This is a genomic window from Blautia sp. MSJ-36 (assembly GCF_018917985.1).
GTDB lineage: Bacteria > Bacillota > Clostridia > Lachnospirales > Lachnospiraceae > Blautia_A.
The window spans coordinates 62913-78994 of record NZ_JAHLPQ010000003.1 but is presented as its reverse complement, the minus strand read 5'-3'; the positions used below and the strand labels follow the sequence as shown (position 1 = coordinate 78994).

13 protein-coding genes are annotated in these 16082 nt (G+C 43.8%); all 13 read right to left on the bottom strand.

The features are described from left to right. Genes KQI39_RS03710 through KQI39_RS03650 form a run of 13 tightly spaced genes read right to left on the bottom strand, consistent with a single transcriptional unit; the run spans position 1 to position 16060 of the window. Complete coding sequence (locus KQI39_RS03710; RefSeq protein ID WP_216416622.1) at positions 1 to 1035, bottom strand: glycosyltransferase family 2 protein; 1035 nt, start codon at positions 1033 to 1035, stop codon at positions 1 to 3. Beyond that, positions 1019 to 1816, bottom strand: a complete 798-nt coding sequence (locus tag KQI39_RS03705; RefSeq protein ID WP_253293056.1) for a DUF4422 domain-containing protein — start codon at positions 1814 to 1816, stop codon at positions 1019 to 1021. The genes KQI39_RS03710 and KQI39_RS03705 overlap by 17 nt, the downstream gene beginning before the upstream one ends. After that, positions 1813 to 2550: an FHA domain-containing protein gene (locus KQI39_RS03700; protein ID WP_216416617.1), complete on the bottom strand. Its 738-nt coding sequence runs from the start codon at positions 2548 to 2550 to the stop codon at positions 1813 to 1815. The genes KQI39_RS03705 and KQI39_RS03700 overlap by 4 nt, the downstream gene beginning before the upstream one ends. Before the next feature lie 18 nt (positions 2551 to 2568). Further along, entirely contained in the window at positions 2569 to 3456 is an 888-nt protein-coding gene (locus KQI39_RS03695; protein WP_216416612.1) for a DUF4234 domain-containing protein, read from the bottom strand. 13 nt (positions 3457 to 3469) lie between these two features. After that, positions 3470 to 5203 (bottom strand): FHA domain-containing protein, encoded by a 1734-nt coding sequence (locus KQI39_RS03690; protein ID WP_216416609.1) that lies wholly within the window; start codon positions 5201 to 5203, stop codon positions 3470 to 3472. Next, positions 5194 to 5817, bottom strand: a complete 624-nt coding sequence (locus KQI39_RS03685; RefSeq protein WP_148445376.1) for an FHA domain-containing protein — start codon at positions 5815 to 5817, stop codon at positions 5194 to 5196. The genes KQI39_RS03690 and KQI39_RS03685 overlap by 10 nt, the downstream gene beginning before the upstream one ends. Positions 5818 to 5838: 21 nt before the next feature. Next, entirely contained in the window at positions 5839 to 6588 is a 750-nt protein-coding gene (locus tag KQI39_RS03680; protein WP_148445379.1) for a PP2C family protein-serine/threonine phosphatase, read from the bottom strand. Then, a complete protein-coding gene (locus tag KQI39_RS03675; protein WP_216416606.1) occupies positions 6589 to 7827 on the bottom strand; it encodes a hypothetical protein in 1239 nt (412 codons plus the stop codon). It abuts the gene before it with no gap. 2 nt (positions 7828 to 7829) lie between these two features. Then, the gene (locus KQI39_RS03670; RefSeq protein ID WP_216416603.1) at positions 7830 to 8762 is read right to left on the bottom strand and encodes a serine/threonine protein kinase; all 933 of its coding nucleotides are present in this window, start codon (positions 8760 to 8762) and stop codon (positions 7830 to 7832) included. A 43-nt stretch (positions 8763 to 8805) separates the two neighbouring features. Further along, on the bottom strand, positions 8806 to 9597 hold the full coding sequence (locus KQI39_RS03665) for a PP2C family protein-serine/threonine phosphatase (RefSeq protein ID WP_216416600.1): 792 nt from the start codon (positions 9595 to 9597) through the stop codon (positions 8806 to 8808). Between the two features lie 37 nt (positions 9598 to 9634). Further along, the gene (locus KQI39_RS03660; RefSeq protein WP_215707497.1) at positions 9635 to 10795 is read right to left on the bottom strand and encodes a serine/threonine protein kinase; all 1161 of its coding nucleotides are present in this window, start codon (positions 10793 to 10795) and stop codon (positions 9635 to 9637) included. A 13-nt stretch (positions 10796 to 10808) separates the two neighbouring features. Next, a complete protein-coding gene (locus KQI39_RS03655; RefSeq protein ID WP_148445394.1) occupies positions 10809 to 11057 on the bottom strand; it encodes a hypothetical protein in 249 nt (82 codons plus the stop codon). Further along, positions 11054 to 16060 (bottom strand): FtsK/SpoIIIE domain-containing protein, encoded by a 5007-nt coding sequence (locus KQI39_RS03650; RefSeq protein WP_216416596.1) that lies wholly within the window; start codon positions 16058 to 16060, stop codon positions 11054 to 11056. The genes KQI39_RS03655 and KQI39_RS03650 overlap by 4 nt, the downstream gene beginning before the upstream one ends. Positions 16061 to 16082: the final 22 nt, after the last annotated feature.

Sequence of the window (16082 nt, the reverse complement as noted above, 5' to 3'; positions counted from 1 at the left end):
TTATTTCCTACGCTGTCTGTGTCTTACCCTGGCGATCAGCTGCACCATCCTGTATAAATGAAACTGAATGCAGATCAGGGTTACTTTTCTTGTCATTGAAAAATTTTCAGGATGTACATTTTTCAGCGAATTTCGAAACATTTCTTTTTTCAGCAGTATGCGAAAATTCTCTATCTGCTTCTTTCCGGTTACCGGATTCTCCGGATGAAAAGAATAATTTACGGCAATCAGAAGAAGATGATACAGAACACAGCTGTCATATTCATCCTGAAGCCTTGCCATAACCTTTTCTTTTTCCAGGTCCATGCGAATTTTTTTCATTCCGTCTATGTAGCGTCCGGCATAATCCTCACGGAAACTGTGCACTGCAGAGTCGGAATTATAGCAGTAATAATAGCTGTTATATGGCACATTCCAGATTCTCGGATTCTTCAGTGCCACTCTTAACATAAATTCCGCATCTTCCGCTGCTGACAGTTCTATGTCAAAACGGACTCCTGTTTCCTGAAGCCATTCTCTCCGGTACAGCTTGGCCCATACAAAGCCTGCTCCTGACTGAGGTTTCAGAATATCCTTCTGGAAACAGACCGGATTCATGGCTTCCATTTCTTTTTTGTAATAATGGCGGCTGCATTCCTCTCCCTGTATCATGGAGTAATCCATAACTGCCAGATCTATTTCTTCTTTTTTCAGCAGGGGACAGACTTTCCTAAAAGCATCTGCACAGATGTAATCATCTGCATCCATGAAAAAAATCCACGTTCCGCCGGCATGGTCAATTCCGTAATTTCTTGCGGCGGAAACTCCCTCGTGCTGTTTTTCATAAAAAGAGATTTTAAATTCCGCTTCCCCGGCAAACGCCTGGATTGCCGGGTTTGAACAGACTTCCTGATCTGGTCCGTCTGCTACCAGAATTACTTCTTTTCGAAGATCCTGAATCTCCTGCACACTTTTCAGGCAGCGAAGCAGAAGTTCTTCCGAAACCTGATATACCGGAATGATAATACTGAGATCTGTGTCAGAAACTTGAGTCATATTTTTCTCCCAAAAACTTAGCCTTCAGAAATGCTTTTCCCTTGTGGAACCAGTTTACTTTTTCCATGTACAGAACCGGTACTTCACAGTAATGAATGTGATTTTTTTCGATCCATACATCCAGAAGAAGTTCGCCCACACGGCCGATCAGTCTTGCCTGATACGGATTATAGGTAGCAGGATCAATCTGTTCCTCCAGTTCCAGAAGCAGTGGAAACAGCCACTGACAGTATTCATCACAGATTTCTCTTTTTGCGATGAACATGTTATACATGTGCGCGCTTCTTCTTTTCATTACTTTATCAAAGACTGGCACATAGGATTTTTCTTTTTCCAGTAAAATATTTCTCATACACTCCAGATGCTCCGCATAATGGGTATGAGAATAATGGGTATATAACGTTTCAATTACATAATATCTTTTACGTGGAAGTATAATATCATGCTTTTGCAGGAGCCGAATCACTTCCGGCTCCTGCAAAATATAATTCATACGGTTTCCGCCGTGGCACTTCTTAAGTGACCGAAAGTACCTGCGGTAGTGTACCATTCCTACGTATTCTGAATCCGTATTTTTCCAGAGCCAGTACAATCCTGTCAGTTCACAGAAAAACGGATTTTTGTCTGAAATATTATCTCCTGTATCATCGCCCACATACTCCGAGAGCTTCTGCGTGTGTCGGCTTTTTCCTACATGTAAAGGAAAATATCCTGCCTGTGTCGGCATCTGGAATTTTTTGTGAGTTGCCACAGCAATTTTCAGTTTATTCTTTTCTTTCATTTCTCCCATCCATATTTAGAGTCACAGAATGGCACAAATACTAATTTTGTTTTTCCAACGGATATCTCATCCCTGTCTTTTAATTCTGCACTCGTTAAAACTACGTTGTCGTTTACATAAAACAGTTCATGTGATTCACCTGGCTGAGCAAAGAACTTTCTTTCTTTTGGTTCATATGTAATGATAGCATGTTTGGTACGGGACACACTGTCATCTCCCTTAAGGCAGATATCCATATCGGAAGCACGGCCCACAAAGTTCTTACCTGCATACAGGCAGAAACTGTGTCCGTAGTTGGTTCCCTCCACACATACAAGCCAGCCTACTACCGGTTTCGGATTTCTTACGTTTCCTGAGAATGACGGATTGGTTGTAACGTTGTCTCCTGCCGGAATATCTGTCTCCGGAAATCCTCCGAAATACGGCACTGTCTTGCCTTCATCGTAGGCTTCCTGAGCAGCGGTACGCTGATTCAGCGGTGCGGTTGGTGTCACTGTAGGTGATGTGTATCTCATTGGCTGACGCTCGGAAATATGATCAATAGGCATTGTCCTGTCATCATTTCCATTTCCGCCGTAGCCATATCCTGATCCCTGTGCAGGAATAAAGGAATCGGTCACTCTGTCTGTATCATTGAAAGAATTGCTGGTTACACTCTGGCAGTACGGACAGCTTGTGTACTGTTCTGCATCATAATAATGTCCATTCGGGCATTGTGTTAATTTTGCTCCCATTTTTTAGTCCCTCCTTTTTCAGCCTAAAATCATTTCGTTGCTTCCCTGACCAAGAGTAAGTTTTGTTCCTTTCGGAAGTCTCTGGGTCACGCCTTTTTCCAGTTTCTGTGAATCGTTTACGATTACTCCGAATGTTGAATAATCGGTTACATAATAAGCACTTGTACTTCCCTGATACTCATATTTAATGGAGCAGTGTTTCCGGCTGATATCCTGTTCTGTGAGAATGATCTGGCAGTACTGACTGCTTCTTCCGATTATGATCTCCTGCTGTGAGCGGATATCAACTTCATTGCCGCTGAAATTTCCTTTTGTGAAACGAAGCGTTCCCACCGGGCTGAGGCCGGTTGTCGGGATCTCGTCATTTACTTTTACTCCGATTTTTACTGTATCTTTATTTTTATCATCAAGTTCTTTTTTCCAGGAATCATCTTTCATATAACCAGGATCAATGGAGTCAATATTAATATTTACATTTACATTCACTCCGCCTGCACTGTTGTTATATGCCTTACAGATTCTGTTTGTATTGCTGATCAGCAGATAAAGTGCAACGTAAGGTCCGATACCGAACAGAAGGACACCAACCAGTATCCATAAAAGATAAGTACTTCCCTTTTCATCAATCTGCAGACCATATTTCTCACCGACATGTTTAATGCGGTTACCCTGCTTATAATACCAGAAAAATGTATAAATACCAAGTGTAATAATGCTCAACAAAATAACAATAATATAATTTGGAGATGTAAATTCGTCCTCATCCTGCACCGGATTGCAGGCTGTATTGATATCATTGTTCATTTTATACAAAAATACAAGCTGATAAATTCCAAGTGTCAGTATACCGAACAGCAGATATTTCCACATCCGGCGCTGATCATTTAATCTGTTTTCGTAGTTCATACTCTTTTCCTCCTCAGTCCCACTCAATCCTGAATTTCAGGTTTCCTGCTTTTATCTCATCACCGGAATGCAGCGGATACTTCTTCTCCACCGGCATTCCGTTAACTTTTGTTCCGTTTCTGCTCTGCAGATCGTGGATAAAAATTTTTCCGTTGTCGTATTCCAGTACAAAGTGCTGTTTCGACATCATGGGGTCATCACAGTAAATATCGCATCCGGATGCCCTGCCGATAATGGCGCTTCCCCGGAGCTGGTATTCCATTCTCTTCGGTGTATCTTTTCCGTTGCTGATCCAGATGATTATATTTTTTCCTGGTATCTGATCCATGCGGATGTGTTTTCGTTCTTCTACCTCATCTGCCTGCACTACCTGATCTTCGATGATCAGCACATTTTTCTTCTTTTTGATATTTTTCAGAACAACCAGGACTACCACAATAAGGATCACAAAGATCAGTGTCAGTACCAGCGGCCACCATTTCAGGATCAGATCCATAACGGATGTTTTTGGCTTTGGCCAGTCTGTTGACAATGTTACTTTTGTCTGTGCAAGAGGATTTTTTTCATTGGACTGGTCCGTGATATTTTTAAGCTGGATTTCGTAATCCGCTTCATAAAGATCCTCATCAAACAGAAGGGTCACTTCTGTTTTGGCGTTTTCTCCGGCTACTACCTGTTTTACAGGAACGGCTTCCCCGTCTCTTGTCACCGTGTAGTTACCTGCATCTTTTGCATTTTCCACCGGTTTGGTAAAGGTGATGGAAATGCTGTCCGCCTTTTCGCTTGTTACGGATTTGATTTCCGGTGCGGTTTCATCTTTCTGGCCTCTGCTTACCAGAACAGAACAGGTATCTGACATATTCCCTGCACTTAAAAACTTAAGCACAAAATCTTCTTTTTTGTTGCTTACCCGGTTGCTGGAAGCCTGGAATCTGGCACGGTAACTGTTCATTACCGCATCCCGTACTGTATGGAGGCCATCCAGAGCTGTTCCGCCATCTGCGACGGTCCATGGCACACCTCCGGTATTTCTGGCCATAGCTGCAAATTTGCTTCTGTAATTCTGGGTCTCTGCTTCTGTATCCCCTTCGTTATTTTCCACTGCCATGGTATAAACAGGAATTCCCCGGGATTTCAGCGTGTTTTCTGTGCTTTCTGCATTTCTTGTATCATCGGCACAGTCTTTTCCATCGGAAATCACGGTGATGATTCTTCTCTTTTCGGAACTGTCTCCCACTTTCCAGATCATATCTGCCGCAGTGTTAATCGCATCAAATAATACCGTATTGGCATTGTCATTCTGTAATCCGTTAATAACTGCCGCAGCACTCTGCTGGTCCTCGGTTCCGCCCAGAACCTGTGTAACCTCATTTCCGAAGGTAAGAAGAATCAGGCTGTCATTTTCCCTTAACTCTGAACGGAACTGTGTAAGGGCTGTTTTGATGTCTGCAAAACGTTCTCCTGTTATGGAACCGGAAATATCCAGCAGAACATAATATTCAACCGCTTCTCCTGTTTTCGAAAAATTTTCCACATCTTTCAGCGTCAGCTTTTCGCCGCCAAGATATGCCTCCAGTTTGTTGTCTCCCTGGGAACTTCTGTAGTATGCCGTCACATCCGGCATGTTGATGTATAGCTGCTCGATTCTGTAATCGTCTCCTGCACCAAACACAGGAATTACACTCAGCAAAATACACCAGATCACTGCCAGAACGGCTGTCATTCTTCTTTTCTTTTTCACTCCCACTGATGCCCCTCTCTGCAAAATGGTATAAACTCAAATTTGCTTTTTCCTATTGTAATCACATCTCCCAGCTTCAGAACTTCGTTCTGTTTTACGAGATGATCATTCAGATATGTAAGGCCGACGCCTCCGTCCACAAGAAAGAATTTGTTGGACTTGTTATCGTATACAACAGCGCAGTGCTTTTTCCGCGAGATCATCATATCCTGCGGCAGATAAATATCCATATCCACATCTCTGCCTGCCCAGTTCATTCCATGGGTGATCCGGTAATCTCTGCCCCTCTCCGGGCCTTCCACACATACCAGCCAGCCGGTAACACAGGATACCCCTTTTGGTCCGGTATAAAACGCCATGGTCACCTGATCATCGGTTGCAGAAACTCCTGCGGAGATTCCACTTCCTGCGTGCCCCAGAAAAACATCCTGGTCGCCTCCCACAGGCATTGCCATAGTTACCGCTTCATTGATATTGTCATTCTGAACCCGGAATACAGGAGTTGCCTGGATTTTCTGCTGCAGCTGGGAAGTTTCCTGGCTCTTTTTTTTGCAGTATGGACAGCTGTCGTATTTTGACAGATCATAAAAATGTCCATTCTCACATTTTATCAGTTCCATATTTTCCCTTCCTCTGCTATTTTACTCAATATATACACAGATTGCGGAACAGTTGTCCATGTCCGCATCTCCTGCATGGGTCTTTACTGCTTCTGTCATATTTTCCAGCCATGTTTCCACATCCGGGCTCTGTGCAAGAATCTCTTCCATCTCCGCATCTTCTATGTTTTCCCAGAATCCGTCGCTGCAGAGAAGAAATGCGTCTCCGCTTCGGATACGGATCTGCTCCGATGCCTCGCAGGGATTTCCGTCCCATGGATAACCAATGGTATGAAGCAGGCTGCTCCGGTCCGGATGATGACGGATTTCTGATTCTTTGATCTGTCCGATATTTACCAGCATCTGTGGTACACTGTGGTCTTTTGTATGTGCCTCAAAACGGTTTTTCCGGAAAAAATACAGCCTGGAATCCCCTACATGGGCCCACTGTGCGGTTTTTCCTTCAATGTCCAGCACAACCATGGTGGTGGCCATTCCTTTTTCCGGGTTCTCTTTTTTTTCTGTGACAGATTCCTGGGCTGTTTCAAAAAGTTCTTTCAGAAATGTTTCTCCGGAACCTGTACTTTCCCGCCCTGTATCTTCTGCACTGTCCACAGCTGTCTGGGATGCAAGTTTCCCGTCTCCGCAGCCGCCCAGACCATCTGCCAGTATAAAAAGTTTTCTTCGGTCTGTATCCAGTATTTTCAGGCTGTCCTCATTATAAGGCCTTGTACCGTCAAAACTGACGCTGGCATATGTTATTCTGTGAGTTTTTTTTAAGAAATCAAACATTTATTCCTCTTTTCCACTGTCCTCCATCAGTGTTTCATATGTGATGGAAGAAATTTCTGATTCATCTGCATCTTTTTTATTGTAAAGAACGCTTAAAAGGTAGCCTTTTTCTGTTTTTGCGTTGTATATGCCAACTGTGGTGATTTCCTTATCTTCTCCCACTGATCCGGATAGCCAGATCCGGGTTATGTTATCGTTTTTCTCTGTTTTTTCCTGAATGGCGGAAAGGATATTCGCATCGTCCTGTTCTACGTCAAGCCGATCAAATAACTTTTCATTTCCTTCTGTCAGCTGTTTTTCAAGATATGCCTCACAGTCTGCAAGAGTGAGGGTATTTGCAAGAGTCAGGGTATCAGCAGGCTCTTCTTTTATTATTTTTTCCTCCGCCTGCAGCTGCTCTGCTATGTACTTGCTAACCTCGTCCACACCATTTTTTATATCTGTGTCATAGTCATCTTTATTGTCTTTATCACGGATGACATATCCATAGTCGTCCTCTGCTTCTTCTCTCTGATCTTTTTTGTCTTCGCTCTCTCCGATACGAAGAAGCAGTTCCCTGCTGGATTTGTTGTCATTGTCATTATAGTTATCCGATTCACTGTTTCTGTCAAGGGCTCCCTGAACGATCTTTGCAAGATCCGTTTCTTTCTCGTCGTTTTCCCGGATATATACTTTATCGGATATCCGTTTATATACGTCTCCTACAATAAAGAGTTTTGCATATTCCGGAAGATTGTCCACACCTTCTATTTTACCGGATTCACTGGAACTGTAACTGCTGCCGTCATAGCCACCAATACCTGTGATCTGCACAACGGTATTTTCCGGAATTTTATTTTTCAGATTGTTTTCAAGTTTCTGAAATTCCTCTGCCTGATCCGAAGTTTCTGTCACTTTCGGTGTCGGAGTCGCAATTGCTTCCGTTACTGTTGGTGTCACGGTTTTCGGTGCCGGTGTTTCTTCTGATTTCTGTTCATTTTTCTCTTTCTTATCTGCTGATGCAGTTTGGTTTTCTTCTTTTCCATTATCTGCATCTGCAGTTACTGCATTTTCTTCCGTTTTTGTATCCTGGTTTCTCAGATTCAGATACTGAAATCCCAGCACACCTGTAGATCCGGCAAAAATAACGGCTGCCGCAAGACTGATATGAAAAGCTGTCTGGTATTTTTTCAGCTTTCGGTCTCTCCCTCTGGAGTTCTGGATATTTCGAAAAGAGTTCTGTTTCTCATTTCTGTCCACGTTTAATCCCTCCCCTGTTTCCTGCCGCCGGCTGTTTTCAGATATTCCGCAAGGCTGACTGGCCGGCTTTTTGAATCTGGATTGGCAAGAATATTAATTTCTCTTTCCATCTCCGCATTTCCGGTTTTCAGAGGTTTTTTTCTCCGCTGTGGCCGGTTGCTGTATGGAATTGCTTTTCCTGTATACAATTCATATTCCAGGATTCCCAGTGAATACAGATCTGCATTCATCCGGACTTCCTTTCCTGAAAGCACCTCCGGTGCTATATAATCTTCTTCATAACGGATCACTCTCCCACCGGTTGCCTGATACATTTTGTATTTGGCTTCTCCAAAATCCAGAAGACGAATTCCTGTCTCATCAATATAAATATTATCCGGCGAAAGATTATAATGCCCGATTCCTCTTGCATGTATTGCTGTTATTGTATTGAAAATTTCATCCAGTACATTTTTTTCGGAAATTCCCATCTGTTCAAACCCCATATTCATCAGGTCACGAAGAGAAATTCCTGTAAGATATTCCATCACTGTGTAAATGGTATTGTTTTCTTTTATTACTCTGTAGACATTTACAATCTGTTTAATGTCCTGATTATAATGAAGCTTCAGTGCTTCACTTTCAAAATCCAGTTTCCCTGCTTCAAAAAGATTTTTTTCCCTGCCGGACCGGCAGACTACTTCATTTCCAGCTCTTCTGGCAAACCGTCCAGGGAAATATTCCCGGATGGCCACGCATCTGCGAAGCACTCCATCCCATGCCAGATATACAAAAGAATAATCGGAACAGCTTAATGGACGGCCAATCACAAATCTTCCCTGCAAAACAGTTTCCGGTTTCAGGATATCTTCCGGCAGCTTCTGTGCTCCGTTCATTTCTTCTTCTGAAAATCCGCACCTGGGACATCTGCTGTTCTGTTCATTGTATTCACTCATACAATTCATGCATCTTTTCACTCTGTTTCCTCCAATCAGCTGTTCAGTTATTTCCAGATCCCAGGCTGTATCTGACTGCAATTACTGTCGTGTTGTCCTGTTTACACTCTCCAAGACGCTGTGCCTCTTTGCACAGACGTTCGGCAGCAATCGACATGTTTCTACCGCTTTCCTCAACAATCGCCTGGATCTGAACTGCTGTGAGGCTTTTGTAGAGACCGTCGCTGGCAAGAATTACGATGTCTCCCTGATTCATAAGTATTGTCTGGCTTCCGGAATCCACAAGGGGAAGTCCTCCAATGCCAAGAAAACTGATCAGCGCTTCTCCACGTCCGTTCATGCTTTCTTTTTTTGCTTCCTCCACCGTGATTTTCCCGGAATTCAGAAGCTGTTCCAGCCTGAGATTGTAGTTGTGCATCCTGGTTACCGTGTGGATTCCCTGTGTATCCAGATAATAGATTACGCTGTCCCCTGCACTTGCCCAGTACATGCGGTTATTTTTTATAAGAACGCCTACAACTGTGGAACCACTGTGAAGAATGTTTCCCGCCTCATCGGTAAGGCCTGCCACCGCTTCATCCGCTTCCACAAAAGAACGCTTCAACCATTCCGAATACTGTGCTTCATCTGTCACAAAACTGTCCGCAAAATTTTTGAAAATTACATCTACTGCTTTCCGGCTGGCCCGTTCTCCACCGGACATGCCACCCATACCGTCACATACTACAGCCAGAACTGTATCATCCCCTTTCCATGCGTACTGCATGGTATCCTGCTGGGATTTTCTGTCTCCTATGATTGTATAACACCCTACCTGAATCTGCTCTTTTTTCATATTGTCTACCTGCTTTATCCATAACTTTCTGAAGCATTCAGAGGAAGAATCCTATCAGCATCAGTATTACAAATATTATCGTACAAACCATTGCAATCTTCTGCACGGTCTTATTTTTCTGCCGGATTTTATTCTCCTCAGATTCTTCTTCCTGATCTCTGGGAATCAGATGTTTGGAAGATTCTACCGTTGTCTTGTCTATGGTATCCGGATTTGCCGCTTTTATCGCCTCATAAAAAGATCTCATATCCATATACCGATCTTCTGTCCGCAGTGCCAGTCCTTTCAGAATGACTTTTTCTGTGGCACTGTTCAGATCCGGGCAAAAATGTCCTGGTTTTTCCAGATGATCCTCCTCCAGTCTGGACAGAGATTCCTGTGGAACTTTTCCGGTAACACATCTGTAAAATGTGGCTGCCATCGCATAGACATCCATCCAGGGGCCTATCTTATAGCTCTGCTGGTACTGTTCCGGCGGAGCATATCCTTTTTTTACGGCAATCATCCTGCTGGGTCCGTTTACCTGCTCCTGGAAGGAATATTTGGCTCCTCCCAGATCCATGATCTTCATCCAGCCGCTTTTCAGATAGCGGATATTGTCAGGGGCAATATCTCTATGATATACCCCTGACTCATTCATATCAATCAGTGATTTCATCACCGGCCGCAGAAACTGAAAGGTCTCATGAAAAGAAATTCTGTTGTTATGTTCTTTTAAATACTGGGAAAGATCCTGTCCCTCCAGATATTCCATCACAATGTAGGCGGTATTGTTTTCTTCAAAATAGTTCAGAAAGTTTACAACGCCTCTTTTCTCCTTAAGATTATGAAGCAGCTGCGCTTCATGAAGAAATTTATCCTTACAGATATGGTAATATCTCATGGATTCCTGGCTGCTTTCGATCAGAACGGTTTTTCCCTTCTGTCTGTTCAGCAGTCCCTGTACAAAAAGTTCTTTGATTGCAACACGCTGGCCGGAGATAAGATCCAGGGCAAGATATGTAATACCAAAACCACCTTCTCCAAGGCATTTTCCAATCAGATATCTTCCCTGCAGGATCGTAAAAGCCGGAAGCTGATGGGGATTATTTACATATGTGCCTCTTTCATATCCGCAGGAAGGGCAATACCTTGTTGTCTCATCCATTGTATGCATGCAGTTTACACAGATGTTGTTCACATCTATAACGTTGCCCATCGTTTCTCCCCTCCTATACCAGAAGCAGCTGTCCGCCGTTGGTAATTCCATAATCTCTCAGACATCTTTCCGGGGAAAGAATCTGTTTGCTTCTCACGTCGCAGAGACATAATTCACTGACATTTCCTCCCATTTTACTGGATTCTTTCTGGCAGATTATGGTTGCCATCTCTTCTATTACCATTGCAATTCCCAGACCTTCATCGATTTCCATATCGTAGGTCTTTTCATATACCGGTACATATACATCTACAATTATCATTTTTCTGCATCTGCTTTCCCAGCAAGTGGAATAATCAGCCGTGTAGAAGTAAGTTCCCCATCTACAGACGGCAGCATTGCCACTCCTGTTTTCTGAACCTTATTCTGTTCCTTATATGAAATGTAATCAAAATTGAGAATGTTCTGTGCACCTACATTTCCGCCGAGATGCAGACCTTCTTTCTTTTTGACCAGGTTATTGTATATTGCGTTTCCTTTGACTTTCGTAATCTCATCCGGCGTATACGCGGAGATAAAGTAAATTCCCAGGCCTGCACCTTTTTCTGTGATGTTTTCCAGGAATCCTGCCATAAGCGGCACGTCTTTTTCCGGATACATAATATGGTTGATAAATTCCGGAAGATTACTGATCATCATGCAGGAAAGACCCATGGATGCCATCTCCTGATAGATCTCAAGATCGCTCTTTCCGGCTGCTTCCATCTCTTTTTTGCGTCCGTTTTTCTCAATGATCTCCGTCTGCCATTCCATGAACGCATCGTACATTTTTCTGTCTGTATCAATGAATACGGCATTGTTTTCTGCTGCGGCCTCTTTGAGTTTTCCTGAAAAATCTGCCACATACATCTTCATTCCTGTCTGTGCTCCCATCTTCATGAGAATCTTAAGGAGATTTTTCTTTCCTGTCTTCGCACGGCCGGAAATAAGATAGCTGAAGATCCTGTGAAGATCCAGAGCATACGGATTGGCATTATCCGCATCGTATCCGATGGGAAGAAGGTGTCCGCTCTGAAGCTGCTCTTTTACTGCATCCAGTTCGATAAATTCATCAAGGACCGGCTCATCCGGGATTACAGGAACCTGTTTTGCTTTTTTGCCATGCCATGCTGCATTCAGGCGCAGACATTCTTTTTCGATTTTTTCGATACGTGAATAATCGTCTTCGGCTTTCACTGCAAGTGCTGTCTGATATTCCAGAACAACATCGCCCTGTTTTACAAGTCCACGTCCCTTTACGCCTGTTTCCGGAAGAACCTCAATCTGCATGGTGTGAAGAAGATCCATATACTGGAATTTGTCTCCCATTTCAAGGCAGATGACATTTTTGATGTTTCTTCCTACATTGTTTGAGATCTCGGTAAGCCCGAATCCTGCTGCGGAAATAACAAGGTAGATTCCGCAGGCTGCTCCGTCTCTGGAAAGGTGTACCATCTGTTCCTCATAAATATTTCCGGTCTTTTCCCTGAAACTGGAATACTGGTCAATAAATACAAAGACTGCCGGTACTTTCACGCCCATAGCCTGAACATACTGCTCGTAGTTACCACCTTTGAAGAGTTTTTTCCGTTCTTCCATAAGTTCTGTGAGCATATTGAAAAATCTGGAGATTTTTTCGGTATCATGCTCGTACATCACGCCGCCCACATGTGCGGATTTTTCGAATCCACGCATGGCATTGCTGGAGAAGTCGATGCAGTAAAGGTTCACATATTCCGGAGAATATCTGTGAATCAGGGAATACGCCAGTGACTGCAGGAAAACACTCTTTCCGGTTCCTACGGAACCAATTACAATCAGATGGCCCATCGCTGCAAAATCAATTTCCAGAGTACGCTGTGCCTGATTAACCGGGTCATCGCAGAGACCGATCGGCGCTTTTAAGTTCCACTTCTTCCATGTCGGCCAGGAACCTGCGTTAAATGTAGTCTCGCAGTATCCGGAAAGCTCTTCCAGATAGAGATTTTCCGGAAGGACAGGCAGCCACAGAAGGAATTCATGGTCATATCCACGCTCTTTTGCAACTTTTCCAAGATATTCCACAACAGCATCCAGCTGGGTTTTCTGTTTTGTTTCCGGTATCTTGACGGAATGTGCACTTTCTTCCTGAATGATATAATCTACTTTTGCACCAGTGCTTCTGTCGTTTGCCATGCAGCAAAGTCTTACGATATTTTCCATTCGCTGGAGGCCATTTTCACCGGAGGATACATTGACGTTGTTCTTTATGAGATTATCGGTTACTTTCTCCGCACACTGTCTTAAGAGTACCGGGTTGTTCAGAAGGTGTTCCGGAGTATTGCCATCTGCAATTACCTGTTCCGCTGCCTCTACGAGTTTTTTCAGCCACATTGCCTTGGCTTTTTCCTGTCTGTGCATCTTCATACGGTTTCCGACGATGGCAGTTCTGCCGTGAATGGTCATCATACGGACGGTTTCATTTCCGTTGTCTCCTCCGTCCTCATCGTATGGAGCACCACTGTAACCGGACTGGAACAGCTCATAAAGCTCATCATTTCCTACCTGCAGGTATCCACGGCCTGCCTGGGTGATGTAAGCTGCATCCGGTTTGTGAAGCATGTCGTTACTGTCCTGCTTGTCCTGTACGCGCAGACACAGACGGAATTTGGAGTTACTCCAGATATTGTCATCTACTGTACCGCTTGGTTTCTGTGTGGCAAGAATCAGATGTACACCAAGGCTTCGTCCTACCTGGGCAACACTGATCAGCTCTCTCATGAAGTCAGGCTCTTCTCTCTTAAGTTCCGCAAACTCATCGATGATGATAAACAGATGCGGTACCGGAGTCTGTGCTTCATTGGATTTGATCAGTTTGGTGTAGGCGTTGATATTGTTTACACCATAATCGTTAAAAATCTGCTGTCTTCTGCGGTTTTCACTCTTTATGGATACCATTGCACGGTGGATCTGGTTTCCGGAAAGGTTGGAGATCTGTCCCATCATATGTGGCAGGCCTGAGAACAGATTGGCCATTCCACCACCTTTGTAGTCAATGATAAAGAATCCGATATCATCCGGGCTGTAATTGATTGCCAGGGATAGCATGTAACTCTGCAGGGTTTCACTTTTACCGGAACCTGTTGTTCCGGCGATCAGGCCATGAGGTCCGTGATATTTTTCATGAACATCCAGATAGCAGAGGTTTCCGCCTGCTTTTTTTCCGAGAAGACCGCGGATGGAATCGTAGGTACGGTTTTTTGCCCATCTGGTGGCAACGTCCAGCTCTTCCAGTTTACTGATTCCCATCATATCAAAGAATGTTACAGAGGACGGAATTTCTCCACCGTTCTGCATCTCTTCCACTTCAATGTCGGACAGTTTCCGGGCAAAGCTTTCAACCGATGCGTTGGTAATATTGTCAAAGCAGACACTGATCCGCTCCTGCTCTTCTCCACGTACGGAATATACTCCTGTAAATTTGCCACCGTCATGTTCATTGGCAATAATGTATTCACAGCTGTTTGGAAGATCTTCAAATTTTTCTGCCAGAATAATGGTGATCAGGCCCAGCTGCGGGTCTTTGTCGAAGACGTATTTACTGATCAGCTCATTGTTCAGCATGGAAATATCACTGACAACCAGAACGTATAATGGCAGGGGAGCTTTTTCTTCCCCGTAGGCTTTTTCTTCTTTTCTTTCACGGAGAAGCTGAGTCAGTTCATAGTAAACGTCTGCAACTTCTTCCGGCTCATCTGCCACAAAACGGAATTTCCGGTCTGTGGACCAGGTATGCGGGAACCACCGGAATGAACGGAAACACTCCTGCTCCGCTCCCAGGTTTTTGTTGTATGTAAGTACCATTTTTACATCTGTATAGCTGTTGGCAGCCGCAATCTGTGTCAGGAGAACACGGATTACTTCATAGGCTCCCTGCTTTTTGGAGCCGCCAAGAACACCTATCAGAGAATGAGAAAGAAGATCTACACAGATCGGGACATCCTGCATTTTTTCGAACTTCTTCCGGATCTCTTCCGGTCTGTCCGCAAGGGCATCTTTGTAAAGCATAAAGCGCTCCGGCGGAATATTTACCGGTGATGGAAATGGCAGGGCACCGATTCCCAGTCGATGGTACATAAAATCGGCATGTGTCACATTTCGGTTCCAGAGTGTGGAATTGTTATCCCGGAGGGCACAGATCATGTCTGCGGAAGGATACCGGTCATTTAAGATCTGGATATCTTTTTCGTACTGTTCTTCAATTTTCTTTTCGATATCTGTAAGGTATTCCGCATAGGCTTCTGTTCTGTGCGCTTCTGTTTCCACGCGGACTTTTGCATCGTATTTCAGACGCACGCCGCCCCATACAGCTCCAAGTACCGCAGAACCAAATGCGGTAATAAGTCCTGTATACATAAAGACAGAAGAATTACTTCCGCTTCCTACAATAGACAGCACACAGCCCAGTGTCATGGGGATCGCCATGGTAAGGGCCGGGCCTACTGTGAGATACCAGGGAGCTCTTCTGGAATTGTCTTTTCCGGGAGGCCCCTCGATAACATAGGGTTCCACGTCGATAACTTTCAGATTTCGTGGAATTCGGTTGAAATATTTCTTTTTCTTTTCGGAAACAGGGTCCGGAGCTGCTGCTATTACAGCATCCATAATGTCTCCGCTTTCCAGTGGGACAATTACATCTTCTTTAATGTGGAAAGATCCGCCCGGTTTTTCAAGTGCAAGGAAATTTCCCAGAAATACCATCTTCAGTCCAATGATGTTGATGGTATCTCCATACTGCAGCACATGCATCTGTTTGATCCGGTTATGGTTGACATAAACACCGTTTCTGCTCATGTCCCTTAAAATATAGTTCATATGGTTCATTTCAATGGATGCATGGATGCCCGAAACCAGTCCCATGGAATCGTAGCAGATGTGGTTATCCTTGTTTTTTCCGATGTAGATTTTTCCTTCCGGTGGCAAAAGATATTTCTTGTATACAGTAAAACCGCCTGTTTTTTCCTGTATCATAACTGCAAAATTTAATGTATTAAACAGTTCAAGATTCAGTGCCTCTCCATTGTGCAGACCTTTTCGGATATAGCTCTTTCCGTTCTTTACGATTCGATAATTTTCACCCTGGACAAAACGCCATTCTCCGTCCACAATTTCCATTCTGACCAGAACATCATCGGAAAGTGAAAATATTTTCTGCTGAAGTACAATTGTATAATCGGCATTATCAATTGCAGGAAGTATAAAATCCTGATATATTTCCTTGCTGTATATTGTCAGTACATAGCTCATATCTTTCGCCACCTCATGTATT

What these genes read in the sequence shown, in the direction of transcription:
- KQI39_RS03710 (WP_216416622.1), bottom strand. Translation starts at nt 1,035, where the DNA reads ATGACTCAAGTTTCTGACACAGATCTCAGTATTATCATTCCGGTATAT.
- KQI39_RS03705 (WP_253293056.1), bottom strand. Translation starts at nt 1,816, where the DNA reads ATGAAAGAAAAGAATAAACTGAAAATTGCTGTGGCAACTCACAAAAAA.
- KQI39_RS03700 (WP_216416617.1), bottom strand. Translation starts at nt 2,550, where the DNA reads ATGGGAGCAAAATTAACACAATGCCCGAATGGACATTATTATGATGCA.
- KQI39_RS03695 (WP_216416612.1), bottom strand. Translation starts at nt 3,456, where the DNA reads ATGAACTACGAAAACAGATTAAATGATCAGCGCCGGATGTGGAAATAT.
- KQI39_RS03685 (WP_148445376.1), bottom strand. Translation starts at nt 5,817, where the DNA reads ATGGAACTGATAAAATGTGAGAATGGACATTTTTATGATCTGTCAAAA.
- KQI39_RS03680 (WP_148445379.1), bottom strand. Translation starts at nt 6,588, where the DNA reads ATGTTTGATTTCTTAAAAAAAACTCACAGAATAACATATGCCAGCGTC.
- KQI39_RS03670 (WP_216416603.1), bottom strand. Translation starts at nt 8,762, where the DNA reads ATGAGTGAATACAATGAACAGAACAGCAGATGTCCCAGGTGCGGATTT.
- KQI39_RS03665 (WP_216416600.1), bottom strand. Translation starts at nt 9,597, where the DNA reads ATGAAAAAAGAGCAGATTCAGGTAGGGTGTTATACAATCATAGGAGAC.
- KQI39_RS03660 (WP_215707497.1), bottom strand. Translation starts at nt 10,795, where the DNA reads ATGGGCAACGTTATAGATGTGAACAACATCTGTGTAAACTGCATGCAT.
- KQI39_RS03655 (WP_148445394.1), bottom strand. Translation starts at nt 11,057, where the DNA reads ATGATAATTGTAGATGTATATGTACCGGTATATGAAAAGACCTACGAT.
- KQI39_RS03650 (WP_216416596.1), bottom strand. Translation starts at nt 16,060, where the DNA reads ATGAGCTATGTACTGACAATATACAGCAAGGAAATATATCAGGATTTT.